Genomic DNA, 25,226 nt, shown 5'->3' with positions numbered 1-25,226 from the left:
ACTCTGCCTTGCGTTGACAGCAACTTGAGTCCGTCATGTCCCCGTCAATCAATAACTCTTGGCGTCAATCTAAAAGTCGCTCGACAACAACAGCAGTTCGGACGAAAAAGATGTTGCGTTACTGAAAAGGTCTGATATACCGAAGTCACGTCAGCGAGGCATTGCTGACTCCTGAGGCAAGTGGATAGACCGACCGCCGCAGGCGACGGCCCGGATTGGGTCATCACCGCACAATGCTGGGCCGGGTGGCCCGTTCAGGTTCGATTCCTGACCCAGCACTCTTGGCCGCTCCTTTCTGGAGCGGCTCAAGTCCTCGGCGAAATTGTTCGCTGAGGAGGTGATGAACTGATGGAGCCGACCCATGCTCGGGATTCTCGTGCACAACGATCAGATCGGCGAAGCCGACGATCTGATGACTGACTTCAACCTGAACCCGGATCATCGGGTTAAACGCTGCCTTCATTGGTGGCTCTATGTCTTCAACGATGAGTGCAGGCGGGACGTCGCGGCCGTCACCGCCCGACTGACGGAATTTCTCCCCGACGCATCTGCCGACCAGAATTTCCTCAACCCGAAGTTCCTGGGCGACAAAGCGACTGCTGCCCTCCTGGCTGCGATGAGCCAGCCCAAAGTCGGTGACCTCAAGCCATCCGAAGAGAGGGGGATGAAGGCGGGCTATACCGCCCTCGCCCGTCGCGGTCTGATTGGACCCGGTAACGCCGCTGCCCATCAGGCGTGGGTGACCATGAAGGTCGGGCGTCTGGCGATTGCTCGGGGACTCTGGACGCACGAGATCATCGTGACCGCGCAAATCGGACCGAACCGGGAGACCGTTCGTGATCGGGCGGTTTCTGAAGCCCACGCGCAACGCAAGGCCGCGAAGATGCGGAAGGACGTTCGGGTCCGCTACGGCCTCCAGGTCCGGGACCCCAGTCTGTCGTTCGAAACCAAGACTCGCGCCATCGGAAGACTCATGAAGCTCCGGGTGGCCGTCGATGTGCCTTTCGACGTTTCCGACCGCTACGAACCGGACCTCGGACAGCTTTTCCAAATCGCCGCTCCCGACGATTCTTCTCGCGACGACGAATTGGCGGACGTCATTTACCAAGCCGCCGAGCAGGCCGACAAACTGTGGGAGGCGGCCAATGGCTGACTCCACCGCGATCGAATGGACCGACCACACCTTCAATCCGTGGATCGGCTGTATGAAGGTCAGCCCGCTCTGCGACCATTGCTACGCCGAGACCTTGGTCACCCAGAAGAAGTGGTTCACGCCCGACAAAACGTCGGCGGTGCGGAAGGCTGCTGAGAGTTACGTGTGGGGCGGGCCGGGTTCTGGAGTTGGCAATCGGAAACGGACGTCAGAGGCGACATGGAAGTCTCCCCGCAACTGGAATCGAAAGGCGGCTAAGGCCGGGACACGGCCGTTCGTGTTCTGCGCTAGTCTCGCTGACGTCTACGATAACGCCGCCCCGGCCGCGTGGCGTTCTGACCTCTTTGACGTCGTTCGTGACACGCCGAATCTGGTCTGGCTCTTCCTGACTAAACGTCCGCAGAACATCATCCGCCTTAGCGAAGCGGCTGGTGGCCTCCCGCCCAACGTCGCGCTGGGTGGGTCGGCCGGGATGCAGAAAGAAGTCGCTCCCACGGTCGGCCACCTCGCCAATGCCAAGGTCCGGCTCAAGCCGCTTTTCACTTTCGTGTCGGCCGAACCGCTTCTGGAGCCCGTTAGCTTCATGAGCGAACCGGACGTCCGAAACGCCATGAAGATGATCGACTGGGTTATCGTCGGCGGCGAGAGCGGCTCCGGTGCGCGTGAAATGAAGCTCGAATGGGCTCGCTCGATCCGCGATGAACTTCCTCCCCATGTCACCTTCAACTTCAAACAGGCAGGTGGCTGGCCCGGTCGGGGAAAGGGGGCCGACCTCCTGGACGGTCGCCGATACTTCGCTCGGCCGGAGGTGGCGTGATGAGTGGTCGCCGAACGAAGCGACTTGCCCTCTCCATTTTGGAAGAGGAGGTCGCACCCGCGATTTTCTCGACAGCGCGAGTGCGTCATGGCGGCCGACATTATCGGATGGTGTGGGAGCAGCAGGGGCGAAGGATTCAGATCGTCTTTCCGACTTCACCAAGCGACTACCGCTGGCTCCTCAACTTTCGGGCCTGCGTTCGGCGCGCTGTGCGACGTGACCAATGACTGACTTCTACAATACAGATTCGCGCTACCCACGCATCGCCAAACGCCAAGAGGAATGGAAACAAACGCTCTCCCCACACGCCGTCGTGTTTGACCCGCTCGACGTCCAAGCTCGGCTGGGCTGGGTTGTTTCGTTGGGGAGGGGCAACAACAAGGCATACCTCGTGCGGGAAGATGTGGGTGAGTGGCTGTTTGACCATACGAGCGGATGCCACTTCGTCGTCAGGTCGTTTGGTCCGAGACACCTTCACGGACTGGCGGCCGCCGCGATCTTCAAGAACGACGCGGACGTAGTGCACTTCACTCTCCGCTGGCTGCGCTGAGGGGGCGACCTCTAGCGTGTTGACGAGGTAGCCAAAACTACCGCCCCACGTGTCGATAGATATCGCCAGCGGAGAGCCCGGTTTGGTAGAATGATAAATAGATCAGAAGCTCCTCACGGCTTCTGCGACATACGTCCAGGAGGGCAAGCCCGCTGTCACCTCCGCAGCAAGACAGGACCGGGACTCAGGCCACCAGTGGGCCGCTCGACCGGGGACGATGAGGCGAGGACACGCCTAAGAGGATACTTGGTCAGGTGGCCCCACAGGGGACATCCACCGGCCTGCGCTCCCTCCGACTGCCGCAAGGCGAAGAGCAGAAAAGAGGAGAAGTGTGCCTGGACGATTTGGCCCTTCTCCACACCCGGCGGTGCATCCTACAGCCGACCGGGTGTTGCTTCGACGCAAGTCGATAACCGTTAGGCTAGACAAGAAGACCCGTGTGCAAGCCCCAGAGGCCCAGCCGACCGCCACCGTGCGTTAATGTGCTCCCCGCTGGACAAGGCTCCAACACACCCCGTTAGGGTGCTTCTGGCCGAGATGGGGCCGCTACAAGGAGGGTTCGGGTAACCACCTCCTGCCAGGAAACTGGCTCGTGGCCTGAGGACGACCAATGGCTCAGGATGAGACCGGTCTACATCTTTCCCGCACCAAATTTCCCCATCGCCCCCATGGGACTTTTGGGGGCGGGGAAGAAAGACGACACTAGGTCTAGGATGAGCGAACTGAGGTCATCTGATCTCGGATAAAAGACCCTCGACGCAAGCGAGGGAGGCGAAGGCCGAGCGAGATGCGAGAGGGAGGTTGGACGCGCGGCTGCGCGGACGACCAGAGAGGATTGCTCTGGCATGTTAAGGGTTCTCAGGAGCAGCGAGTCGGATCACCCGGATGAGATATGACCCCTACGAGGAACTCGACGCTGATGGGTCATATGACGTCATGCAGGTCTGCCTGAACGGCCATCAGATCACGACGTCCCTGATCTCCTATCCCCAACACGGCCGCGCATACTGCAAGGACTGCGGTTCGCCCACCATTTCGGCCTGTCCGGACTGCAACGCAAATATGCGAGGCTATCTACGCGGAAGCATGAGTCTCAGCCACATCCCGGTTCCGAACTACTGCGAGGATTGCGGACGGCCATTCCCTTGGCACGAGGCGGCGATCGAGAACATGAAGGACATCCTCCGACAGGAGGACCTTGCCGACGACCAGCTTGCAATCTTCGACGCTGCTCTACCCGACGTGCTGCGCGATACACCCAAGACCGAGAGCGCAGCGATGCGGATGCGAAAGGTGCTGCAAGGGCTGGGCAAGCCTGCCTACGCTGTGATGGTCAGGGTTCTTTCGGATGTCGCTTCTGAGTCTGCCAAGAAGTCTCTCGGCTTCTGATCGGCGTCGCGCCCGCGTCAGCCCAACCCGGAACCTCGTGCCATGAAGCGACTGCTTTCCTTGCTCATGCTAGTGTCCCTGATGGCCTGTGGAGAGCGCGCGGACTGGAAAGGCTGGGTCTATCCCAACAGAGATGACCTGACCTCAGATGTGCCGCTTGGCCGGTTCACGTCCTTGGAGGAATGCCGCGCGACCGCCACCGAAGCCCTCTTCGCCTTGAAGGCACTCCAGGGCGACTACGAGTGCGGGTTCAAGTGCAAGCTTCGGCCCGAGTTGGGACTGAGTGTCTGTGAGCGGACCGAGAAGTGAGCGCGCGAAGCTTGGACGCTCGGACCGCGTCCCTCCCCCTCAATCTTCGGGCCAGTAGAACCGGCCTCGCGCTCGATCGTAGGAGAGCGTCCGCACGTCGTCGCAATAAAGGCAACTCCCTACTGAAAGCTCATCTCCGTTCTTCGAAAGCCAGATGAAGCCCTTCCAGTCAGCCCACTCCCTGACGTAGACAACCTGTCTCGGCTCCTCCCGGTTGGTGATGAGGAGGAAGGCCCCCTGATTGCCGTAGCAATCCTCGAAATTCCCCACGACGGCGTCCTGATCTCCCTGCCCCGTGAACGACCCGCTGGCCTGAAAGCCGGGCAAATATTCGTCCCTCATGGTCTCATCAATCGCGGCTTGGATTGATCGGAACGGAGAGGTGAAGGATGCCGCTGAAAGTGCATTCGCGAAGCACCACTTGTTTTCATCCTCGCCCCTGGCCGCGTTGAGCGCGTCGAGGGCAACACCGGATACAACCGTTCCGGTTGGTCGGACCAGTGAAGCCTTCGACCACCATACGTAGTCCGCCGTTTCGGTGCTTCCGATCACGAATACGAAAGGGTCAGACGGGGTCTGAGCATGGGAGACTGTTGGAGCGCAGCCCAGCAGGCCGAGTCCTAACGAAAGCAGGGCCGTCTTCATCAATGTCATCCCTCCGATTGCATCATTGATAGGGATCGCCGTTTCCGGACAGCATCAGGCCATCCAGGGTGCGACCGATAGTTGACCCCGCCTCAGGTGAGACCCCGCCCTTGCTGGAGAATTGCAATCGACAAACCAAACATGAGGAGGTCATCGGACCGCTCCAACTCATTCATGATCTGGTTCATGTTGGCCCCACAGGTCTGGAACGCCGAGATCATATCGTCACTCGCGGTTCTGAGGTTGGACCGGTCAACGAGGTCGGTGCGTTCATTGACCCACATCAGGAGCATGGTCTCAGCCGTGCGGTCACTGACGGTCCGCGCCGGGCAATCAAACTTGGCAATGTTGAGACCAGAAGCTTTGGCTTGTTCCAACTTCGCGACCCGCTGGGCGATCAACGCCGGACGCTCATCGACAGCCGGAGGAACCGAACATCCGGCAACGGCCAAAACCGCTAATGACAAAGCCAATGCTCTCATTGTTCCCCCCACGGTTCGCGCAAAGATAGTCTGACAAAATGAGGATAGTCGATGCGGAAAGACTCCTCCCACGCCGTCAGATGCGTGAGTAAGGCTAACGATCCATGGCTCGCTCGGCCGGTCTCGACAGCATATGGTCCGCGAACTCGCCCAGCATTGATCGGGCTTCTCTGACTGCACGCATCGCCAGCTTGTTCGACATCAGATCAGCCGATCCGACCGAGACGGCGTGAATGATCCGCAGGAGGACTGCAAATGAATCCCGGACCATGATGAGCGTGTCGGTCTCGCCGCCGAACATTCCGAAATCCTGCTTCCGTTCAACCCCGCCCCATCGAGGATTCCGCATGAAAATTGCCCCTCCACCTCCAAGTGGGACGGGGACTCCGTGAACGATGTTATTCCTTATGATGAAGCCATCGCCAGCCGCATCACACCACATCTCCAACATCTTTCTTTTGTCATCGTCTTCAATCAACGCGATCTCCTTGCGGAGAAGCTCGATCAAAGTGGTGATCCTTTTGGCGTCGGTGTCAGGCTTTGGGGGTATGGGCTCGCCTCGTAACTGCCAGATGGCGTGTTCGAGATAGTGCTCGATGTTGGCTCCGAAGATCACGACAGCGGCAATCAACTCGCCTCGGATGATATCGACACCCATTCGTGCCTGGAGATGCTCGCCGCGTCCGAAGACATGGGTTGGGTTGGTTCGCTCGTGAGTTTCGCCGGACTTCATAGCGCGACCGTAACATGGATCGTTTTCGGGTCAGATTTCCGCCAGGGGGAGGCGGGTCTGCACGCTCCTACAATCCCGGCTACGCGGTATAGGATGACAATCCGGGGGAACGTCATGAAGAAGCTGATCCTGATCGCCATCGCCTCGATTCTGTCCGCCTGCGAATCCAAACCAGACGATGTCTTCCAAGAGTTGGGCGAGGCCGCGACGGTCATCGTCGAGCGGCGGACTGCCGGGCAAGGGAGGCTGACGATCTCCTACCTGGAGGGATACTACGACAGCAGTCACATGCCCGCCGTGTGCGGGTTGGCTGGCATCGTTGATGAAGCGGGCCGCTACAGTGAGTTGCGGTTCATCTAAACACAGGTGGCGTTCATGGTCATCAAGGACGAACAGTTTCCCGAGTCTTGGACGCATTCTGTGTGACCCCGGTGAGGCCCGTCGTCGTCCGATAGCCGGATCGTTTTGGGTTCGAAAATCTGTCGGGTGGATTTGCGTGCGGCCCCGGCCCCCGGCCCCCTTGGGGCGTATGCCTTGGCAGGCCCAGCCGGTCTCGACCCAGCCTAACCCTGCCCCTCATGTCATCGCCGGGCCTTGGAATGCGATGCCGCCGACCCTGTTCGGCACTGTCTCCGGCACACTACGCCGCAAACCCTGTCAGGGCGGGGCTGCTATCCCCTAAGCGAGGGGAACGCGTTGCCGGAGATAAATACCAGCATGCCCAACCATGCTGATATCTCCATCTACCACATCTTCGAACGACGCGGTCTTACGCGCTCCCGGCGGGAATTTTCAACCAACTGGCTCGGTGCCGCGTCAAACTACATGGCTCTGAGAGGACCTCGCCCGCCCAGTGCTGACGTCCTCATCGGCCTCTTCCAAAAGCTGTGGCGCGAAGGCCGCCTCCTCCTCGCGATCAAGGTCGGCTGGACCATCCTCTGGTTGCCGGAGGCGGCGCGATGACCGGCGGCACTGTGGCTTACTATTCCTTCCTCAACGACAGCAGTCAGACGCTTCATAGGACTCTGTCGCAGCCCCTGAGGACCGAAAGGTAATGACTTGGCAGCCCACCGACGATTGGCTTCTTGAACTGCCGCCTCCGCTGTCTGTCGCTATGGCGTCCGTCTTCGCGGGATTGGGCGTTAGGCGGCTCGACCCAACAATGCAGTCTGGGCGCGTGCTCGTGCCTGTCCGGGCAGTGGCTGCGATTCAAGCGGCTTTGTCGAAGCGGCCGAACGTCCCTGCCGTCTGGTCATGGGCGGAGGGTGTCGAGTTCGCTAACGCACGATCTCAGTGTGCGTTCGACGCCGCTCTCAAAGCGAGCAGAACTTCGGTTAGCCTCCCCTCTGACGACGCTAATAGGTATCGCTGACTTGCTGGATGGGAATGCCCAAAGCAATCAGCTTGGACGCGTCGCTCCGAGCACGACGTTCATAGGTCCGACGAACCGCGCTTCGGACAACGTTGCGTTTAATGCGGAGTTTGTCGCGCAAAGCCCGGACCTCGCGCAAAGAAACCAATCGCAGCCTCAGCTTTTGGCATTCGGCCGCTTCCTGGTTCGACACTGATGCGCGAGCCCGAGCAACTTCCGCAGCCTCGGTCTGAAAGCGAGCCACATTTGCCAAGACGCTTGGGGCACTGGTTGGATCGAACAACGCGCTAGACGGGCTCAAGCTCGCTTCCAGTTCGATGCGGCATTCATCCGAAATCGGGTGCTCTCTCACCACACCTTCCGCCACCAAGAAGCCTCGATGAGACATTCGACTTTCACGAGGCCGCCACCTTCCAAATCTCTGTTCCCCCTCAAATGTCAGTGGAACGGCGATTACGGAGCCGTCGCTCCGCACCCGCATCAACACGAGACGCTGGCTCTCGGAAGAGGCAAGCTGACGAGCTTGGAAAACTGACAGCCTCTGCTGCCGCACCATTGCTGTCACGGCGTAAGTAGGATTCGCCGACTGCATGCCCCATTTTGGGCATCGGGTTTTGAGCAGTGCTTCTAACGAACCCTGTTCCGATTTCGACGCGCGATTACGAGCCTGTGTTCGTTCTTCGATGGAATCCAGCCGTCTGTAGAACTTCGCTAGGCGAGATATCAGGGCACCCCTGCGGATGAGGTAGGCCGAAAAAAGCTCCGGGGAAATTTCGACTAGGCCGCTATTTTCCTCATTCTCAAGCGGGAAATAGTGACCCCATCGGACGTGAAAGCTCTTCCCTCTGGAGCGGCCAATAACGAGGAACTGGTCTGCCAATCTGTTGACGCTGTCGCCTTCCGGCCAAAGATGAACCTCGCTCGGTAGACCTACACCCGGTTCTCCTCCGTTTCGCCTAATCCATATGACCGGGTCAGCAACGGTGAGGAACTCCGCTTCGTCGATGCCGAGAGCCAAAATTGCATCAAGTCTCCGACCCATCACCGTTTCTCTCCCGCAGCCGTCAACAAGCTCCGCACCGGTCCGGCTTCACCCTTCGGTCCAAGTGAGTTGATCTCAGTGCGACATGGATTTCGATCCCGTCGCCTCCGAGGACCAGGAAGTTCTTGCAGCGGGATTCGTGAGCGTGCCACAAGCCCCTCCCATGGTCACCCAGCCCTTACCCGAGAGACATCCAGGCGGCTGAGCATGGTGCTCCCGCCTCTCTCGAACGTGAGGCGACATGACCCCTTTTCTCGAACGCTACAGCCAGGGCTGCGGGCAACCCGGCCGCGACTGGTTCCATCCGCTCAGCGGCTGGTTTCTGGTCGAAGCCATGCGGCTGGAGGATATCCGGCCGGGCTTCTTGGCATACGCGACACGTGCCTCGCCGACTTGGCGGAATGCCGTAGCTGCCGCGCTGTCATCTGGCGTTCGCCACTCCCCTGAGAGCTTCCTTCTCCGCGCGGACGGGGAGGCCAGCGAGGGGAACACTGACGCTCAAGTGGCCGACGCGCTGGTGGCAATGAAACCGATGTGCATCCTGGAGGCCACCTACCCTGAGGTCCCGCCCAGCCTCCCTGCTATCCTCCGGAAGATTGGCAGCGGCCTTCTCAGCACGGCCGAGGGTTACGCACGCCTGTATGCGCTTCTGACGTCCCATGAGCCCGAACATCAGGCGCGGCGTCGGGTGCTTGAGAAGATCGACGCCCGACTCGACGACGAACTCATCCAGGTCGTGGAAATCCTCGATCTCAGCATCCTCTCGCCCAAGACCGCCATGGCCGTCCGGACTGCGTCGGAAGCCCACAAAATCAACGCTCGCCTCCCGGTCATCCGTCAGGTCTGTTCCACGGCAACCTCCGATGCGCTGAGGCAGTCCATCGAGGACGCTCCCCATTTCCGCGCCAGCAACTGGGTGCGCGGTTGGCTCGGCAGGGCTGACCGGTTGCCCGCGCTGGGGATTCCGCTGGATAACGATCCTGGTGTTGTGCGGATCGTTCCCGCGACCGCGAGGACGATGGGACGCGAGTGGCAGAACTGCCTTGCCGGGCACACCAACGCCATGGCGTTGGGCTCGACGGCCTACTTCGCAATCCCCGACCTCAACGTGATTGCCTTGCTGACTGGAACTGACGGCGGCTGGCTGCTCAGCGGTCTCCACGGCCGCGCCAACTTCCCGGTGTCGGCCATGACGGCTCAGCGTGTGAAGGAACGTCTGCGCGGTCAGGGGGTGATCTGCCTCATGCCCAGCAAAAATCCTGACTTGGCCATGATCGAGGGTCTCTTTCACTCCGTGGACGACTTGGAGTTCCAGTTCGAAGGAATGACACCGCACCAATAGCGCAGACCTCGGCGGTTGGCGCGCTGACTCAACCTCTTGGATGTGTCAGCCTACCCGCGATGGAAGCCGCCGTCTGGTAGGTCAACAATGAAGCTCTTCGCAATCGCATCCCTGCTGCTGTTATTTTCCAGCCCTGTAGCTGCAAGCGATTGGCGGTTTGTAACGTCTACCGAAAGGACCGCGTTCGCTGTCGAGACGTCGGGAATTCGGCGTGAGGGGACAATGGCTTTCGCCTGGATGGTGTTGGCGAACCACCATAGAGGTGAGCCGCTAAACGACTACCAAGTCGGTCTCGTTGCGTTTGATTGCTCCCGGTCGAGGATGAACTTCGAAAGCCTTCTCTCTTATCGGTGGCCGCGAGAGCTTTTGGACCGAGGCGACCGCCAGCCGCCATTCGATATCCCGCCCGATTCGACCTGGGCACAGTTGCTCGGCCTAATCTGCCACAACACTTATCCACTGGACCAATTCGCTGCTTGGCCTACCGCCGAGGCATTTGCGGACGTCGCTTTGAGCGGCGGAATTCGGGCGGCGACGGAAGCGATCAGGCGGTAGTTGTCGGCGCGTAGGGCGTGTCATTCCATAAAGGGAACAATCCGCCCCTCAGATGCTGGAGGCAGTCATCACAGATTTTCGAGCGCAGGTGCGAGCGCAATTGATCGAGAGCTTCAAGCCACGGCTGGTTTCAGGCGCGATCTGTCTCCTGTGTGGATCGCGTCAACTCCCAGTGTCGATGCACCTCATCAAGGCGTCCCTCCCGGATAACCTGCCTCATCCGCAGTGTTTCTTGGCGGCTTCGCAAAGCCGAGGCTATGTCAGCGGCAGTTTTCCGATCTGCGTGAACTGTGCCCGGCCTTGCAAGAAGTGCGGTATCGCAATTCGATCCAAAGAGGTGGTCAAGGCGATCGAAAGTTTGAAGGACGCTGCGTGGCCGAACGTTTCTGTCACCGCCGGGAACGGATACTGCGAACACATTCATCTCCTCAACGACCTGTTGCCCGTCAAGAAGGGCCAGCCGCTCATCAATCCGTTCGCCAATCCATCGGCAGGTCCCTCAGGTCGCACCCGCGCGAAGCCTCGCGGCACTACTGAGCAAGCGGAAAGCGTGGGCCAAGGGTCCTACAGGCCGGGTCAAAGGATTGCTGGGAAATACCTCATTCACCGCGCCTTTGAGGGGGGAATGGGACGTGTGTTTCTGGTTTCAGACGGCGGCGAGCCGTTTGTCCTCAAGACTTTCACGCCGGGTGCGGTTGATCCGACCATTTTCGCCCGCGAAGCACGGACTTGGGTAAATCTCGGACGGCATGAACATCTGGTTCCCGCGTTCTGGGTCGATCACCTTGCTGGGAATATGTGTGTGGCCGCCGAGTTCATTCCGCCCGACGATCAAGGCCGAACCACCCTCCGAGACCACATCAGGCAAGGACCAGTGTCTCCGACCAGAGCCCTGCGCTTCGCCGCCCACTTTGCTTATGGAATGCAAAATGCTCTGGCAAATGGCCTCATCGCGCACCGCGACATTAAACCCGAAAACCTCCTGGTCGGGAAAAACGAAAGCCTCCAGATCACGGATTTCGGCATAGCGTCGGCTATTCCATTGGAGTGGCCAGAACGCGCCAGCACGGCACCAGCACGGGGGATATCGGGAACGGCACCATATATGGCCCCTGAGCAATGGAGAGGGGCCGTGCAGGACTTTCGCACGGATGTCTACGCATTCGGCATGGTGCTGTTTGAACTGTGCTTCGGGTCGCATCCGTTCAAGGCCAAATCAGTGGGGCAGTTAAGCCGTAGCCATCAGAGCGAGACTGTTTCCGTTCCCAATCACCCTCTCGCGGACGTTATCCGCCGGTCGATCGCCAAGGACCCTGGGAAGAGGTTCGCGAGCCCGGCCGAGTTTCTATTGACCTTGCAGGCTAACGCTCAAGAGATGGGAGTGAGGTTGCCTCACGCTCCACTCAGATTTGAATCGAGCCGGGAGGAACTTTTGGCGCGGGCATCCCTGTCCGCCACTGGGAACGTCGAACACGCCCTCGCTGCCGCACGATTGCTCACGGAGCAATGGCCCGATTTCGCGTCTGGCTGGACTCAGTTGGGCCGCCTCTTGATCGAGCAAAATGACCTGCGCGGTGCTCGTGAGGCCACGAAGCGAGCGATAGACTTGGACCCCACGCGTAGCGCGCCCTGGAATAATCTCGGGCTGATTTACAGCGGCTTGGGCAAAAAGATTGAGGCCGTGGTCGCGTTCGAGACAGCGATCGAAACCGATAGCCTGAACACCGGTGCGATGCTCAACATGGCGGGTCCCTTAGCCTCGCTTGGACGCCATAACGAAGCGATATCATGGCTTGAGCGCGCCGCCGCACTGGCTCCAGACAAAAGCGCAGCGTGGTTCAATCTGGGTTCTCAATTGAAGGCGCGAGGCCGTCAGATCGAGGCCCAGACAGCGTTTCAACGGGCCATCGACTGCACGCCGGAACATGACCGGGCGGGGCTTGCTGATCTAATCGCGAGCTTGGACGAGCCCGAAAAGGGGGCCTATCGGACTGTGGACGTGGCCTCCCTTCTCAATGCAAAGAAGTTCGACATCGCCATACCGATGCTGGAGCATGCCGCCGCAGACACCCCTGGCGACCCTCGAATTTGGCACAACCTCGCCATGGCTTATCGCGAGCAAAATCAGTGGGCGAAAGCTAAAGCAGCCAATCTTCGACTTGCGGAACTTGAGCCCAGCAACGCCTCCGTGATTAACCAACTGATCCACGCGCACATGCGCGAACTGGCATGGCCCGAGGCGATATCCTGGTGTGAAAGGCTAGGCGAGCTTTCCGGCCGAGAAGGTGAGGCACAAGCGCAGCACGCGCACGCGTTGCATGCCTCAGGCGACACCCAAGCGGCCCGGAAGCTCCTCTTGTCAGCGGTGCAAGCGTTTCCGCAGGACGTGGCGGTCCGCATTGCGTTTGGAGATATCGCGATGGCAAGCGGTGCCCCAGCAATGGCCGCTCAGCGCGGATATGGCCCCGCGTTAAAAATGCTTCACGGCACCGCTGGGGATACGCATGATTACGTCCAGCGGTGCCTTACCGAAGCACTTTCCGCCGCAGAACGAGACGCAGCGACCTAAACTGCGGCTCCCCCTGTTCGTTTGAACCGAACCCGATCCCGCCCAGCGATTAGAAACGCATCGTAGCCCGCATCTCGCCAAGCGTTTCGCTGAACGTGGGTCGTGTTCGGATCAGCGACATTCGCCCACCATTGGGGACGCGCAGCACTGTTCGGCAACATGGCCCCGATGACCCGTTCGATCTCTGCGAAAGAAAGTTCGAACTCGTCTGTTCGCTGACGTCTCAGATGATCGCGGAGCGGATCGTATTTTCCCATGGGACCAATCTGCCGAAGCGGAGCTTCAACGCAAGGAGCCTGGACGTCAGCATCGCGCGAGTGCGATCTTTCGGGCCAAGTCTTCATCCTCATCCCCCTCCATCGGAACGACTACGAGGGGGTAGCGGTCTCGAAGATTGAGGAGCTTTTCCGTGACGTCTGGGAACTGGTTCTTCCATCCCGCCAAGGAATCGAAGGTCCAATCCCCCAATTCTGCCAACTGTGTCCCGACCTCTACGATTTCGGCAGGGCTTCCCTTGAGAGCACAAAAGCCATGTCCCGTGCCAAGATGAAAAACCATTTCCGTCACCGGAACCTGAAACTCAGGGATGGCGTCAATCATCCGGATCATTCCAAGACCGTTGTAGGATCGCCCTTCCTTCCGGCATATTTTTCCGAAGAGAACGACCGTCAGTCGGTCCGAAACCCACTTTTTTTCAGCCATGGCGGGTGACTTCGTGAGCACTAAGCATTGGCATGTTCCAGCGGATAGGCCGTGATTATGAAATGCCCAAACTGCGGGTCGGGCAACGTCAATAAGTCCTCTGCTCTCTACGAGCAGCAGTTGACGCGCTACGACGGGGCAAGCACCGGATGGTGGATCACCTCAAGGGGGACGGTTGGCGTTAGACAGTCTCGTTCGCGAGGCAATCGCACGTCTGTGGTCATCGAGCGCAACGCGCCGCCAACGGGTGTCTCGGAAGCGGTCGGCTGCGCGGCGATGCTCCCCCTCATTGCGGTGCCTGTTCTTATTCTTATTGGCGTCCCTCTTTGGCTGTCGATCCTACTGCCCCCCGCTGCGGGCATCGGTTTGGCCATCTGGGTCCATGGCAAGACGAAGGACGAGGCCGCACCACATATCGAGGCATACTCTCGGCAATGGTATTGCTCGAAATGTGGGTCGATCTTCCACGATCGCCCGCACAAGTCCGAAGGCGAAGGCTACGAGCCTCACCTTCGTCCAGCAATCCAGGCGGTTGCGCGTTCAGGGACAGACCGACAGGCGTATATCGACAGGGTTATATCGCCGATTCAACGAGCGAGAACTCCGACCGACCGCGACGACCAAGGGCTTTTCGAGATCGTCAATCGGTCTACCGAAGACCATTCATTCGAACCGACTGCCATGGACAAGGGGCTGGTCTCCCGCTTGGCCTCTCTGAGTTTCATTGCCTATGACCCCGCTCGGGATCGCTTCTTTGTTACGGCAGTTGGGATGGCCCACGCGCGCGGTGGCTGAGTGCCTCGCCGACGATACCGCACCACAATGTTCCTCCTCAGCCGCGAAGGCTCAAACCTGCCGACACCGCGCAGTGATCGCTCAGGGGCTCGTCCGCGAACGTCTTCTCATCGAACCCCACGAAACTACCTTTCGCTCGTCGATCCAGCACGATGAAGTCGATGAAATCCCGGTAGCGAGGATTGCACTGGGCGGACTGCTCACCCGACGCCAAGGTGAGGTCGGAGTTCGGCGGTGAGGCGTCGTCCCAGTCTGCCCAAACAGCGTCACCGGGCATCGCGAGACGGCGGTTGAAATCGCCCAGAACCGCGAAGCGCACTCCCTCAGCGGCCCGTTGGTCGATCCACTGCTCCATTACGGGAACCTGCTGGAAGAGCACTGCACAGGCTTCATTCCGATCTCCGGAGGAGCAGCCTGACTTCAGGTGCACTGACAGCACACGAACAGGCTCCCCACCTCTCGGCCGAATGATGAGATCGACGCCGGAGCGGAGGTCCGGATTGCCGACCTGGACGGCCGTGAAGTCGGGTTGCCGTTCGAAAGGCAGGCCATTTCGGACAGCGAAGCCCGTGCGCTGGGCGTTGATGGTCAGCCCGTCCCGCCCCCGGCATGCCCCGCGACGGTTCGTGCCGACGCGTTCTTCGACGACGACGGTATAGAGGGACGGGTCAAATACCCGCTCGGCGGCGACTTGGGATTCAACTTCCTGAAAGGCGATCACGTCGGCACCTAGGTCCTCCATGTAGGCTCGCATCGCTGCGTAGTCGGCATCGGTGCGGGGGCGGCAGCCGGAGCCATTGCGCTCGGCGACGTGCTCCATGTTCCAACTGGCGAGCTTGAGGATCGGCCCAGAGGCTGGGCCGGTGCCTGGGCTGGGGGTGCCAGTGCAAGCCGTGGCGAACAGGGCGAGGGCGGCGAGGAGGGCTGTGGGCTTCATGAGAGGGAGTAGAGCACGACTAAGAAAGATTCGCCCGAGCGGACGAGACCCATAGTTTCGTCGAAAGTTTCACACGTTTCTCCCAAACTTGTTGACCTTCGGGACAAACCTGTGACACAAGGAGTTTGTGCTGGAGGAGGTAGCCATGGCGGTAGCCAGACGATTGGAGATGGAGCGGGAGACGCTTCTCGAAGAGATCGCGGTGTCAGGAGCGGTCGCGATTGATCGGAAGAAATTCATCTTCTTGGGAGGCGGGCGGAACATGTCCCGTGCCGTCACCGAGGCTTGGCTGGAAAGCTGGCGGGAATACGTGGTGGATGAAAAGGCCACCCTCCAGTTTTTGGAGACGCGACTTGGCCTCGTGCTGCTCTGGGACAAATCGGGGGTCGAGCGTGGACCGAAAGACCTTGCTGCGCTCTGAGCGCATAAATCGGATCGGAGAAGGTCGTGGCTACAAGCAAGAAGAAGAAAACGCTCAGGATTTCCACTGCGATGACCAGGGATGATCTGAGGAAAGAGCTTCAAAAAGCCAAGCGGTGGCTTGATGCGTCCGAGCGAGCAGCAGCTAAACACGAGTCCGTTCGGCGTAAGGCGGCGGCCACCGTGAGCAACACGGACCTATCGGTGCGACGAGATTCCGAGGTTCTGAGATTGCGGGAAGAAGTGTCTGCACTTGAGCAAGCCGCCGCGCTGCATCCCACATCTCCACTTGGTCCTCACAAACTGGTCCGGGCCGTGCTGATCCCCGGCGGAGGAAATGAAGAGAGCAACTTGAGGCTCACGATTGACCTCATCGTGAACGCTGAGACTGATGTGTGGGACGGCAAATATTACGCGGTGGGCTTTTCCGGCTTTCTTGATTCACCGGAAGACCTCTACCCCTTTGTTCTGCGCGGGGATCAAATTGATTATGGGGCTGAGGGTGACGCCGACCCACTCCTCAAGATCGGAGGCAAGGCCGTTCGACAGGGAGAATCATTCGCGTTCTTCCCAGACGGCGAAGCTAATCCTGGACGCGGTGGATCGTATCGGGTCGCGAGAATAGTGACCCTCCTCAACGGCAACAAATGAACTTGTGCAGACGGCGGCGAGAGTCGGCGTGTCAGCAGATCACGCCCGCCAAACCAAATCATCGCGACGCAAGCGTCGCCTGAGCCATAGCGAGGAAAGAAATGGAAATGGACCAAACCGATCAGATCGAGCGTATCGAGGCGTTCGAGGAAAAGTTCGGCGTGAAATTCGAAGGGCTTTATGCGGCCTTTGGCGAAGAGGACGAAGATGGGGCGGTGCACGTCGTCGTTCGTGGCGAGGCTCATGCGCGGAGCAAAACCTCGAAGATCAGCGAGTGCGTAGAGATCGTGGTCGCCGTGTATGACGACAAAGATCGAGTGATCGGAAAAGGCGAGCACTACCTGAGCGAAGACAGCTTCTTTGGGTTCGAGGTGTTTGTAATCGATCTATACAATGTGCCTCGCACTCCAACACGCATCAGGCTCTACCCAAAGGCAAACTGATGAGCGGAAAGGGACTCCGACTGCGGTCGATGACCGCCCACACCAAACCTTTCGCAACGTGACAGCGGCCCGCGCCTGTGTAGTCTCAGCCGATGTGCGGACGCTTCGACACCAGCCACCTGACTTGGGCTCAGATTCACGACCAGCTTTCCCGGTGGGGCTCGGTCACGACGCCGCCGCTCAATCTCGAACCCAACGACGACGTCCGACCCACAACCAATCAGGTCACGGCGCGGCTCGTAGACGGGGCCTGGGAGCTTGAGAAGATGCGCTGGGGCCTTGTGCCCTTCTGGCGATCCGGGAAGCCTCTCAAGGACACGGAAAAGGGCCTTGGCGACGGATTCAAGCTCACGACCTTCAATGCCCGCGTTGAGACCTGTGCGACCGCCTCCACCTTCCGAGAAGCGTTCAAGAAGCGACGCTGCATTGTGCCAGCCTCAGCTTGGTATGAATGGACGGGCGAAAAGGGTTCGAAGACCAAGCACACCTTCCGTCGCCAAGACGACGGAGTGATCTGGTTTGCTGGGATGTGGGATCGAGTTGCCACTCCAGACGCCGGGGAGATCGGGAGCTTCACCATCCTGACCGGGCCGTCAGCGGGCTGGCTGGCGGACTATCACAGCCGGGCTCCTGTCATCCTTGAAGCCGACGAATGGGGGGACTGGCTGGACGTGTCCCGTGACCCGGCGGAGATTATTGCGGCGGTGCGGCCGGAGCGGTTCGAGTCCGTCGTCCCTTAGATTCTCCCTACGACCGATTTTGACGCATCGAACTTGTAGAGTGGCGGGTTCGCAATTTGGAGATGCTGTTTGCCCGCACGAACTGACGACTTGCCCGAGGGCTTCATTGAGGCCCCCGATGTTATCCCGTTTACCCCAGAGCTTGAGGCGGCTCTTCGGAATACCGCCTCAAGCCGCCAGCATGAGACGTGGAGCGAGCGGCTCCGCCAGGGCTACGGCAAGAACCGGAATGTGCGTCTCCCCGCCAAGGTGAGGAAGGGTCCGCAGGGCGAACGTAATCCTGGCTTGATGGAGGTCATTGGCGACAACGACGTTGCGGAGATTCACCTCACGTCTGCGGCGATCCAGGCCAACATGCAGACTAACGCGGCTGCTTTCGAAGGCTGGGCGTTAGCTCTCAAACGCTGGGCCGGTGCGGAGAGGGTCGGTCTGTTCTGGCCAGCGGTTGAACCGGTGAAGGGTAAGCTGCCGCCTCACTACGAACGGTTCCTCTATCGTGCTCGACGGTTCGCCGACCTCTTCCCGGATTGGTTTTGGCTGGATGGAGACACCACGGGCTCGGTTGCGCTGGGGAGCGATGGCTACCGCGTTCTCAATGTAGCTGGGGACCGCACCCATCTCACCGACAACCTCGTCTGCGAACGAGGAGAGTGGTCGAATGAGCATCAGATGGAATGCTTCCTCCGTCAGGATCGAAAATTCGCCGACCACTTTGGATTCCGGGGCGACTATCGCACCGATCAGCAGTTCCCCGTTGGCCTGTTCAGAACTCCGCTACCCGATGGCAACGGACGCATCTTCCCTGGCGGGAAGGGTGCGATTGATTTGGTGTGCGTTGACGGCGACCGATTTTGGCTGTTCGAACTCAAGGCCGGGAAGAACATCCCGGTTGGAACGATCAGCGAGTTGATCTTCTACGCCAGCGTCATGCGCGACGCGGCGTTGGGGCATTTCCAGTTTGCCCCGAGCCGGGCGGCCGGAAACCATGTGACGGGTGATGACGTCAGCCAAGCCAAGGAGATCGTTGCCGTGATGTTGGGCGACAATCTCCATCCGCTGCTCAGCGACGCGGCTCTCCTCAAGATGTTGAATGACGCGGTTCAAATCCGCTGGAATGCCGAACAGAGAGTCTCCGTCGAGTTTCGCGCGGCGACCATCGAAGGCGGTCTGGTCATCCGGGATGTCGCCGCTTGAACGGCCTGACCCTGACCGTCCATCGTGCGACCAATCAGATCGGCGGCAACTGCATTGAACTGGCGACCGGTGAAGGGCGCGTTCTTCTCGATGTCGGTCGTCCTCTCGATGCCCCCAAGGAGGCGACCGGCCTTCTGCCCCAGACGCTGAATCTCGACCGCCCCGTCGATGGTGTGCTGATCTCCCATCCCCACCAGGACCACTACGGCCTGCTTGAAGAACTACCAGCTTCGTGGCCCGTCTACTCCGGCGTCTCGGCGGGCAAGCTCATGCACCTCACCGCCAGCATATTCGGCACCGCGCCGGTTCGGAACTATCGTCACTGGTCAGGCGGGAACCCGAGCAAGTGGGTCGTGATGATCCGCCCTTCGCTTATCCGGGATTTCGCGTCGAAAGGCGTGGCCCCCAACGAGGCGGATGCCTGGAGCTATTCCCAGTGGCGCGGATATCTGGAGCAGCCGGATGGGGTGGCGTTGAAGGCTTGGTTTGATGAGGGCGGAGCACGGTCAGTCCACCTCCACACGTCAGGCCATGCGTCCACGGCCGACCTAAAGGCATTCGCGACGGCAATCTCGCCAAAGGCCCTGGTCCCGATTCACGGGATGGCCTGGGACACTGACCGCGACGGTTTTGAGAACGTCGTCAGGCTTACTGATGGCGAGCCTCTCGCGATCATATGAATGGAGATCACTTTGACCGACCAGGATTTTCGTCTGCCGACTTACGCAGTTGAGAGACTGACGCGCCACGGCCATGCGGTGAACCGCCTGTTCAGCGAAACCGCTGAGGGAAAGGGCGAGTTCGCATCCCACCCTGTGGTGTCAGCCCTCGCGTTCGACGCGGCTGACTTCGTCTGGGCTGCATTGATGACCACTTCCCCAGAGGCTCAACAAAGCAGGGCCATTCGCAACAGCCTCGCGGAGGCGATGATCGGCGTCCTCGCGGAGTGGGAGGGGCTGCCCAAGGAAATGCGAGACGAGCTTTAGCCAATCTGGAAGGCTGGGGCACTCGCCAACCCCCCAACCGATAAGCCCCACAAGAATAGAACACATCAAGAACATTTCTCTTCCGGATTCACTCAGACCCCGCTACGGCGGCTGCGGGTCGGTGGCGTCTGGAGTGGAGTGAACGATGTCTGGGAGCCGTCCGGCCCCGTCGCTAACGCGAGCCTCCTTGGCTCCCGGCGGCTTCATCGCGGTCTGCCTCCGCTCCGACGTGCGGCTGCCCCTAATGGGCTCCGGCCTCTGTGCAGGATTCCCGTCTCCCGCTGACGACTACGTCGAGGATGCACTCGATCCGTCACGCCTGATTGTCACCAATCCGACCGCCACGTTCATGTGGAAAGTTTGCGGTAGCAGCATGGTGAGAGCGGGTATTCGCGACGGCGACTACGTGGTGGTGGATCGCTCCCTGGTCGCCAAGGCGGGCGATGTCGTGGTCGCAGTGATCGACGGAATACCGAGTGCAAAGCTCGTCGCCAGAAATTCCGAAGGGCGGCTCGCCCTCGATTTCGCCGATGCGAAGCGGACGCCGCTGATCCTCGACGAAGCGTCCGAGGCTCTGATCTGGGGCGTCGTCACATGGTCGCTCACACCGCATCGGCCTCCGGCTCGATGAGCCGCGTCTTCGCCCTCAGCGATGGCAACTCTTTCTACTGCTCGTGCGAGCGTGTGTTCGATCCGTCCCTCGAAGGTCGGCCCGTCATCGTTCTCTCCAACAATGACGGCTGTGCGATTGCCCGCACGCCAGAGGCCAAAGCTCTTGGCATCAGAATGGGCGATCCCTGGTTCAAAATCCGCGATCTCTGCCGAGCCAATGGCGTCGTCGCGAAGTCCTCAAACTACGTCCTTTATGGCGACATGAGCCGCCGCGTAAACGAGGTCTATCGGTCGTTCGCAGATGAGGTTGAGGTCTATTCGATAGACGAGAGCTTCCTCGATCTGACTCGCATACCCGACGCTGAGGGCTACGCCCGGAAGATGCGAGCGACCGTCCGCCGCTGGACCGGGATTCCGACCAGCGTTGGCTTGGGTCCGACGCGAGTTCTCGCGAAGGCCGCGAACCATCTGGCGAAGAAGCGGCCCGAACTCGACGGGGTTTGCGATCTCACGTCCGCCGAAGCACGGGACCGGCTTCTTCCCCTCCTGGCCATCGCAGACGTCTGGGGTGTCGGCCGGGCCTCGGTTGGCAAGCTGGAGGCGGTAGGCGTTCATACCGCTGCCGATCTGCGGGCGATGGACCCCAGCTTGGCTCGATCACTGCTGACGGTGGTCGGCGAACGTCTCGTGCGAGAACTCAATGGCGTGCGCTGCCAGGACCTCGAATTCATCGCGCCTGTCCGACAGGGAATAGCTGTCACTCGGTCGTTCGGGTCGCCAGTGACCACGCTCGATGTGATGTTGGAGGCCACCGCCTCCTATGCGAGCCGGGCCGGTGAGAAGCTGAGAAGACATGGCGTCGTGGCTCCCCATATCAGCGTTTTCTTTCACACGAGCCGCTTCTCGGATGGACCTGCCAAATCAGTCTCGGGGATCGTGAGGCTGCGGGAGCCGACGTCCGACACGCTCGAACTCGTCCAGGCGGCAACACGGGCCACGAAGCGGCTCTGGTCGGGCGGCTATCGCTACTCGAAGGCAGGGGTAATGCTGGACGGACTGGTGACACCGGAACGAGCACCGAGGGCGTTGATCGACGCCCCTGATCCCCGGCGCGAGGCCCTGATGGCTGCTCTGGACGACGTCAACGGACGGTTCGGCCGTGGGTCAGTGTTCGTCGCTCGAAGCGGGTTTCAGAAGGCTTGGACGGTGCGGGCAGATATGCGGAGCCCGGCGTATACGACGCGGCTTGCGGAGGTGCCGGTGTTGAGAGCCTGAGCCCGACACCGGGGGTCTCGCTTAGCGGACATTCCAGACGCCGGTTCGGGGTGGTTTTGCAAACGGGGCGTCCGCCCCGGAAGCAGACCCCTGCCCCCCAAATGTTTTCGTGGTGGAGGCCGCCATCCTTAGTCGTAGTGCGGTCCGTCAACGCGAGTAGCAGTCAAATCCAATTCGCTCCGGTTCGCGACAAGATCGAACCGTTTGAAAAACGAGAGAGCTTCACCGGGCGTCAAGCTGATTTCCACGGCGCGCAAGGATTCCGGCGACGGCTCAAACTCCTTGGAGTCGCTCAGGTAGGCGACCAAAGACACTTCGGTCACTTGCGCGCCACTGATGCCGCTTGACGTAATTCTGAACGCAACAACTCGTTCGTCATTCTGGGCCTTACCCAAGGAGACGAGATGTTTGGCGATCGAGAGGTTGTCTGAGACGTCAGCGGCAACTGTGCCCTTGAAGTCGTTATATTGAACACCAGCAGTGAAAGTATCCATTCTCGTTTCCTTCGGTTTACGCGACGGGGGCGGAATTCAAGGATCGAGCTTATCCATGTTGGTTGTCAATTAATGCTCAGTTTCACCTGTCGCCATTTACCCCACCCCCTGCACAATCCGACCTTAGTCCTCCAAACGGACGTCGGGAGTGTCTGAGACGGGTCGAGTGTGGGCACTGGCATCAAGCGGGATAGCGGACCTCTGGGAGACCGTCAGCGGCCAAGAGACCGACTCGACTCGCCCGTCTAACGATGTTTCACTTCGCCCATGGGACGGCTGCTCGACAGTTTGCTGGAGGGTTCCCACGCCTATCGCATAGAACGCGAGGCGGACTCCTACACGCTGGTTGCCGACCCTGACTGTCTCGATGAGTTCAGCGACTTGGTGCGCGAGGCGGCGGCCCAAGCGGGCGAAGAGTTCGTCGTCTTTCCGGTATGCGAAGGCGGCCACCTTTACAGCCAGATGGTGGTCGTTCCGCTGGATGGCGTATCGAAGTCTCGGTGAGCGTCAGCCACCGCTCAGGTCGCGCTCCACATCCTCGGCCATGTTCCCCACTCGGCCGACTGACGCGCGAAGTTCATCCGCGCTGACGCCGAACTTCTCAGCCCAGTCACGGACCTCATAGTCCTGTTCCAGGCTGATGCGCTTGCGATCCTGGCCGCCGGTTTGGCTCTTGTCGTCAGTCACTGCGCTCTCCCTTGTCGTGATTTTCGCGGGCCTTAGCAGCCTCCTCCAGCATGCGGATGGCAGACAGATCGGCTTCGTCAGCCGTCATCACTATCGAGTCCTTGGAAGGGTCTTCGACCACTACCGCGTCTTTTCGCGCCTCGGGCGTGAGTGGACCTTCGCGAGTAGGTTTGGAGTCGGCCATGATCGGGAAATGCAGACATCTCGGGCCAGTTCCGGGCAGGCATTAATGGCCGGGGGAAGCAGATAGGTCGGCAGTCGCGATGTTCCAGACCGCTCACTCGAACCGGACTGTATCGGCGATCTGCGGGCCGAGTTCGCAAACCTGCCTCGTGCTGCAAGACAGATAGATCGTCAGGCCGACAGGCTCGCCTCGTCGGGCACCCCAAACGGATGGCGTGCCGACATGACCAACCCAGCCATACGGAAGGCCGTCGCTAACATCGTCTGCACGTTTGAAGGCGGCCCACCTTCCCCGCCTACCATCTACGTTCATTTCGCCGGTGGCGTAGTCCAGCAAGCCGTCCTGGAGAGGAACTGAGCCATACATTCCGTATGAGAAGCCAACGCGCAGACCGTCGCCGACGAACTCGTCTACCTCCGTATCGACGCCGATAACCGGCAGGCGCGAAAGTTCTCGCGGTATAGCCACGAAAAACGGACCCACAGCCTCTACCCGCTGGAAACCCTGCGGATCAGGTGAGTGCGGCTCAGAACTGCACGCCGCCAAAAGGGTCACCCAAGCCACCAAGCCCGCGCTCTTTTGGTGAATCCGACGTGGAGCCATTTTGGCTCAACGAGCGACGGAGAGACAGGTTCTGTTCAAGGCCGATGGAGCATTGGGATCAAAGGTCGGTCGCGCCTCCTCGCGCTCACCCACCCTCCCCTGCGCTGGACTCCAACGCGAAGGGACTGGATAGTCCGCCCAGGGACGAGGCAGAAACATGAAGACCCTCAAGATCGGGCTGATCGCGGCGATGATCGTCTTCCCAGCGGTCGCAGTTGCTCACCCTGGCGGCCTCAACTCAGAGGGCTGTCACAACGATCGGAAGAACGGTGGCTATCACTGTCACCGGACAGGAAACGGTTCGCGCGGATCAACTCCGAACCCGCCCCAACAGGCAGTGCCAAGAGGCACGGACCGCGCCTATGCCAACTGTGCGGCTGCGCGTGCCGCTGGGGCCGCGCCGGTGCGTCGCGGCGAACCCGGCTACGGCCGACACCTGGATAGGGACGGTGATGGCATAGGCTGCGAGTAGCTATGAGGGATTTACCCGACACCCCCTATGGCCGGGTCAAGCTCTTGGAACAGCTTATGGTCGCCAAAGTCGGGGGAGAGCACGACGCCGATGGCGCGCTCTACGAACGACTTAGGAAGTCGGTTTTGCGCGACCCGGCCATCCCCGGTGCTTTGGTCCCAGCGGTGCTTCGCAATCATCGTGACTTCGATCATCTCTGGTCGTTCGCCAAGTCATTTCACTCAAGCTGGGAACCGAGACGCCGACATGTCCGCGACGAGTTTGCTCGGTTACTGGGCTACTTAGAGGAAAGCGAAAGCCTCTCACCGTCAGACGCCGGTGTGTCCATGGCTCTTATGTCTTTCGACGAAGAAGGTGTGAGTGCCGCATGGCAGAAGGCACTCTCTCGTCGCGCTTCTGACCCGGCGGGAGCAATAACCGCTGCGCGCACTTTGCTCGAAACCGTCCTCAAGCACGTTCTGGACGATGCCCGCGTGGACTACGCGGAGACAGACGATCTCCCTCGGCTTTATCGACGGGTCGCGGAAAGGCTCAACCTCGCGCCAAGCCAACACGTGGAACCAGTTTTCAAGCAGGTGCTCGGAGGCTGCACAGCGGTCGTTGAGGGGTTGGGATCAGTTCGTAACAAGGTGGGAGATGCCCACGGAGCGGGCCGAAGACCCGTTAACGTCAGCGAGCGTCATGCTCATCTAGTAGTGAACCTCGCGGGTGCTATGGCGACCTTTGTTGTCGAGACATGGCGCGAGCGTCAGCCTGACATGGCCGAGATGGCGAGGGTCGATTGACCGTCACCCAGACAACTTATCGGGTGAACCTAAACGATACCATCGACGTCCAACGAAGCATGGTCGATGGGCGGGAAACCATTCCGGTGATGGACCACTTGCGCGAACGCGCAGACCACTTCGACTTTGACCCCAAGATCAAAGGCGACACGATCACGGTCACCATTGCGGATGATCGAATGCGGTTCCTCTGGGGGGTCATAGTTGACGACTTGGGAGAACAAGTTCGTCGAATTAAATCCTTCACGCCATAGGCTCCGGCGCGGGGCCACCACCTCCTTGCGGCCC

General features: G+C 60.1%; 32 protein-coding genes. 22 read left to right on the top strand and 10 right to left on the bottom strand.

The features are described from left to right. Positions 1 to 361 precede the first annotated feature (361 nt). The 5 genes from Q0581_RS02790 (at position 362) to Q0581_RS02770 (ending at position 4,218) form a co-directional block, all read left to right on the top strand. Complete coding sequence (locus tag Q0581_RS02790) at positions 362 to 1,153, top strand: hypothetical protein (protein WP_298697403.1); 792 nt, start codon at positions 362 to 364, stop codon at positions 1,151 to 1,153. Further along, positions 1,146 to 1,970: a DUF5131 family protein gene (locus Q0581_RS02785; protein WP_298697401.1), complete on the top strand. Its 825-nt coding sequence runs from the start codon at positions 1,146 to 1,148 to the stop codon at positions 1,968 to 1,970. Before Q0581_RS02790 ends, Q0581_RS02785 begins: the two co-directional genes overlap by 8 nt. Before the next feature lie 223 nt (positions 1,971 to 2,193). Beyond that, a complete protein-coding gene (locus Q0581_RS02780; RefSeq protein ID WP_298697400.1) occupies positions 2,194 to 2,520 on the top strand; it encodes a hypothetical protein in 327 nt (108 codons plus the stop codon). 885 nt (positions 2,521 to 3,405) lie between these two features. Continuing rightward, complete coding sequence (locus Q0581_RS02775; RefSeq protein ID WP_298697398.1) at positions 3,406 to 3,909, top strand: DUF2321 domain-containing protein; 504 nt, start codon at positions 3,406 to 3,408, stop codon at positions 3,907 to 3,909. A 42-nt stretch (positions 3,910 to 3,951) separates the two neighbouring features. Further along, the gene (locus tag Q0581_RS02770; protein WP_298697396.1) at positions 3,952 to 4,218 is read left to right on the top strand and encodes a hypothetical protein; all 267 of its coding nucleotides are present in this window, start codon (positions 3,952 to 3,954) and stop codon (positions 4,216 to 4,218) included. Positions 4,219 to 4,257: 39 nt separating this feature from the next. Here Q0581_RS02770 and Q0581_RS02765 read toward each other — a convergent pair whose 3' ends face one another. The 3 genes from Q0581_RS02765 to Q0581_RS02755 form a co-directional block, all read right to left on the bottom strand. Next, complete coding sequence (locus tag Q0581_RS02765; RefSeq protein ID WP_298697394.1) at positions 4,258 to 4,863, bottom strand: hypothetical protein; 606 nt, start codon at positions 4,861 to 4,863, stop codon at positions 4,258 to 4,260. A 92-nt stretch (positions 4,864 to 4,955) separates the two neighbouring features. Next, positions 4,956 to 5,345, bottom strand: coding sequence for a hypothetical protein (locus Q0581_RS02760; protein WP_298697392.1), 390 nt, complete (start codon positions 5,343 to 5,345; stop codon positions 4,956 to 4,958). A gap of 94 nt (positions 5,346 to 5,439) precedes the next feature. Continuing rightward, entirely contained in the window at positions 5,440 to 6,078 is a 639-nt protein-coding gene (locus Q0581_RS02755) for a hypothetical protein (protein ID WP_298697390.1), read from the bottom strand. A 114-nt stretch (positions 6,079 to 6,192) separates the two neighbouring features. Here Q0581_RS02755 and Q0581_RS02750 point away from each other — a divergent pair, with 114 nt between their 5' ends. Together Q0581_RS02750 and Q0581_RS02745 are read left to right on the top strand one after the other, a co-directional pair. Then, positions 6,193 to 6,438, top strand: coding sequence for a hypothetical protein (locus tag Q0581_RS02750; protein WP_298697388.1), 246 nt, complete (start codon positions 6,193 to 6,195; stop codon positions 6,436 to 6,438). 357 nt (positions 6,439 to 6,795) lie between these two features. Next, positions 6,796 to 7,041, top strand: a complete 246-nt coding sequence (locus Q0581_RS02745) for a DUF6626 family protein (protein ID WP_298697387.1) — start codon at positions 6,796 to 6,798, stop codon at positions 7,039 to 7,041. A 392-nt stretch (positions 7,042 to 7,433) separates the two neighbouring features. Here Q0581_RS02745 and Q0581_RS02740 read toward each other — a convergent pair whose 3' ends face one another. Continuing rightward, on the bottom strand, positions 7,434 to 8,468 hold the full coding sequence (locus Q0581_RS02740; RefSeq protein ID WP_298697386.1) for a hypothetical protein: 1,035 nt from the start codon (positions 8,466 to 8,468) through the stop codon (positions 7,434 to 7,436). A gap of 265 nt (positions 8,469 to 8,733) precedes the next feature. On the opposite strand from Q0581_RS02740, the gene Q0581_RS02735 reads away from it, so the two are divergent. Continuing rightward, on the top strand, positions 8,734 to 9,834 hold the full coding sequence (locus tag Q0581_RS02735; RefSeq protein WP_298697384.1) for a hypothetical protein: 1,101 nt from the start codon (positions 8,734 to 8,736) through the stop codon (positions 9,832 to 9,834). A 607-nt stretch (positions 9,835 to 10,441) separates the two neighbouring features. Next, positions 10,442 to 12,958 carry a serine/threonine-protein kinase gene (locus Q0581_RS02730; RefSeq protein WP_298697382.1) on the top strand — a complete coding sequence of 839 codons (2,517 nt, stop codon included), beginning with the start codon at positions 10,442 to 10,444 and terminating at the stop codon, positions 12,956 to 12,958. Positions 12,959 to 13,261: 303 nt separating this feature from the next. Here the strand turns inward: Q0581_RS02730 and Q0581_RS02725 are convergent, their stop codons facing one another. Further along, positions 13,262 to 13,660: a hypothetical protein gene (locus tag Q0581_RS02725; RefSeq protein ID WP_298697381.1), complete on the bottom strand. Its 399-nt coding sequence runs from the start codon at positions 13,658 to 13,660 to the stop codon at positions 13,262 to 13,264. 51 nt (positions 13,661 to 13,711) lie between these two features. Between Q0581_RS02725 and Q0581_RS02720 the strand changes: the two genes are divergently transcribed. Continuing rightward, positions 13,712 to 14,455 (top strand): hypothetical protein, encoded by a 744-nt coding sequence (locus Q0581_RS02720; protein WP_298697379.1) that lies wholly within the window; start codon positions 13,712 to 13,714, stop codon positions 14,453 to 14,455. A gap of 37 nt (positions 14,456 to 14,492) precedes the next feature. Here Q0581_RS02720 and Q0581_RS02715 read toward each other — a convergent pair whose 3' ends face one another. Beyond that, positions 14,493 to 15,275, bottom strand: a complete 783-nt coding sequence (locus Q0581_RS02715; protein WP_298697377.1) for an endonuclease/exonuclease/phosphatase family protein — start codon at positions 15,273 to 15,275, stop codon at positions 14,493 to 14,495. Between the two features lie 262 nt (positions 15,276 to 15,537). Here Q0581_RS02715 and Q0581_RS02710 point away from each other — a divergent pair, with 262 nt between their 5' ends. From Q0581_RS02710 to Q0581_RS02670, 9 genes are all read left to right on the top strand, one after another. Continuing rightward, the gene (locus Q0581_RS02710) at positions 15,538 to 15,813 is read left to right on the top strand and encodes a hypothetical protein (protein ID WP_298697375.1); all 276 of its coding nucleotides are present in this window, start codon (positions 15,538 to 15,540) and stop codon (positions 15,811 to 15,813) included. Between the two features lie 26 nt (positions 15,814 to 15,839). After that, the gene (locus Q0581_RS02705; RefSeq protein ID WP_298697374.1) at positions 15,840 to 16,463 is read left to right on the top strand and encodes a hypothetical protein; all 624 of its coding nucleotides are present in this window, start codon (positions 15,840 to 15,842) and stop codon (positions 16,461 to 16,463) included. 107 nt (positions 16,464 to 16,570) lie between these two features. After that, positions 16,571 to 16,906, top strand: a complete 336-nt coding sequence (locus Q0581_RS02700) for a hypothetical protein (RefSeq protein WP_298697372.1) — start codon at positions 16,571 to 16,573, stop codon at positions 16,904 to 16,906. Positions 16,907 to 16,998: 92 nt separating this feature from the next. Then, a complete protein-coding gene (locus tag Q0581_RS02695) occupies positions 16,999 to 17,646 on the top strand; it encodes an SOS response-associated peptidase (protein ID WP_298697370.1) in 648 nt (215 codons plus the stop codon). 90 nt (positions 17,647 to 17,736) lie between these two features. Beyond that, positions 17,737 to 18,840 carry a hypothetical protein gene (locus tag Q0581_RS02690; protein WP_298697369.1) on the top strand — a complete coding sequence of 368 codons (1,104 nt, stop codon included), beginning with the start codon at positions 17,737 to 17,739 and terminating at the stop codon, positions 18,838 to 18,840. Then, positions 18,837 to 19,520 carry an MBL fold metallo-hydrolase gene (locus Q0581_RS02685; RefSeq protein ID WP_298697367.1) on the top strand — a complete coding sequence of 228 codons (684 nt, stop codon included), beginning with the start codon at positions 18,837 to 18,839 and terminating at the stop codon, positions 19,518 to 19,520. The genes Q0581_RS02690 and Q0581_RS02685 overlap by 4 nt, the downstream gene beginning before the upstream one ends. A 12-nt stretch (positions 19,521 to 19,532) precedes the next feature. Further along, entirely contained in the window at positions 19,533 to 19,826 is a 294-nt protein-coding gene (locus Q0581_RS02680) for a hypothetical protein (RefSeq protein WP_298697365.1), read from the top strand. A gap of 187 nt (positions 19,827 to 20,013) precedes the next feature. After that, complete coding sequence (gene umuD, locus Q0581_RS02675) at positions 20,014 to 20,457, top strand: translesion error-prone DNA polymerase V autoproteolytic subunit (RefSeq protein ID WP_298697364.1); 444 nt, start codon at positions 20,014 to 20,016, stop codon at positions 20,455 to 20,457. After that, on the top strand, positions 20,421 to 21,713 hold the full coding sequence (locus tag Q0581_RS02670) for a Y-family DNA polymerase (RefSeq protein WP_298697362.1): 1,293 nt from the start codon (positions 20,421 to 20,423) through the stop codon (positions 21,711 to 21,713). Before umuD ends, Q0581_RS02670 begins: the two co-directional genes overlap by 37 nt. Before the next feature lie 128 nt (positions 21,714 to 21,841). On the opposite strand, the gene Q0581_RS02665 is transcribed toward Q0581_RS02670, so the two are convergent. Continuing rightward, positions 21,842 to 22,207 (bottom strand): hypothetical protein, encoded by a 366-nt coding sequence (locus tag Q0581_RS02665; RefSeq protein WP_298697359.1) that lies wholly within the window; start codon positions 22,205 to 22,207, stop codon positions 21,842 to 21,844. A 267-nt stretch (positions 22,208 to 22,474) separates the two neighbouring features. Between Q0581_RS02665 and Q0581_RS02660 the strand changes: the two genes are divergently transcribed. Next, positions 22,475 to 22,711, top strand: coding sequence for a hypothetical protein (locus tag Q0581_RS02660; protein ID WP_298697356.1), 237 nt, complete (start codon positions 22,475 to 22,477; stop codon positions 22,709 to 22,711). 3 nt (positions 22,712 to 22,714) lie between these two features. Here Q0581_RS02660 and Q0581_RS02655 read toward each other — a convergent pair whose 3' ends face one another. Beyond that, positions 22,715 to 22,894, bottom strand: a complete 180-nt coding sequence (locus Q0581_RS02655) for a DUF3606 domain-containing protein (RefSeq protein WP_298697354.1) — start codon at positions 22,892 to 22,894, stop codon at positions 22,715 to 22,717. Beyond that, entirely contained in the window at positions 22,887 to 23,078 is a 192-nt protein-coding gene (locus tag Q0581_RS02650) for a hypothetical protein (protein WP_298697353.1), read from the bottom strand. The genes Q0581_RS02655 and Q0581_RS02650 overlap by 8 nt, the downstream gene beginning before the upstream one ends. A 760-nt stretch (positions 23,079 to 23,838) precedes the next feature. Here Q0581_RS02650 and Q0581_RS14715 point away from each other — a divergent pair. Both Q0581_RS14715 and Q0581_RS02645 read left to right on the top strand, forming a co-directional pair. Then, positions 23,839 to 24,153, top strand: a complete 315-nt coding sequence (locus tag Q0581_RS14715) for an excalibur calcium-binding domain-containing protein (RefSeq protein WP_366876494.1) — start codon at positions 23,839 to 23,841, stop codon at positions 24,151 to 24,153. A gap of 56 nt (positions 24,154 to 24,209) precedes the next feature. Then, positions 24,210 to 24,938, top strand: coding sequence for an abortive infection family protein (locus Q0581_RS02645; protein ID WP_298697350.1), 729 nt, complete (start codon positions 24,210 to 24,212; stop codon positions 24,936 to 24,938). A gap of 29 nt (positions 24,939 to 24,967) precedes the next feature. Here the strand turns inward: Q0581_RS02645 and Q0581_RS02640 are convergent. Further along, positions 24,968 to 25,226, bottom strand: a 259-nt coding sequence (locus tag Q0581_RS02640) for a hypothetical protein (RefSeq protein ID WP_298697348.1), incomplete at its 5' end; no start/stop codon positions are given.

The sequence above is a fragment of the uncultured Brevundimonas sp. genome (assembly GCF_937863155.1).
Lineage (GTDB): Bacteria > Pseudomonadota > Alphaproteobacteria > Caulobacterales > Caulobacteraceae > Brevundimonas.
The sequence above is the reverse complement of the archived record's forward strand: the minus strand, read 5'-3'. Positions and strand labels throughout refer to the sequence as shown.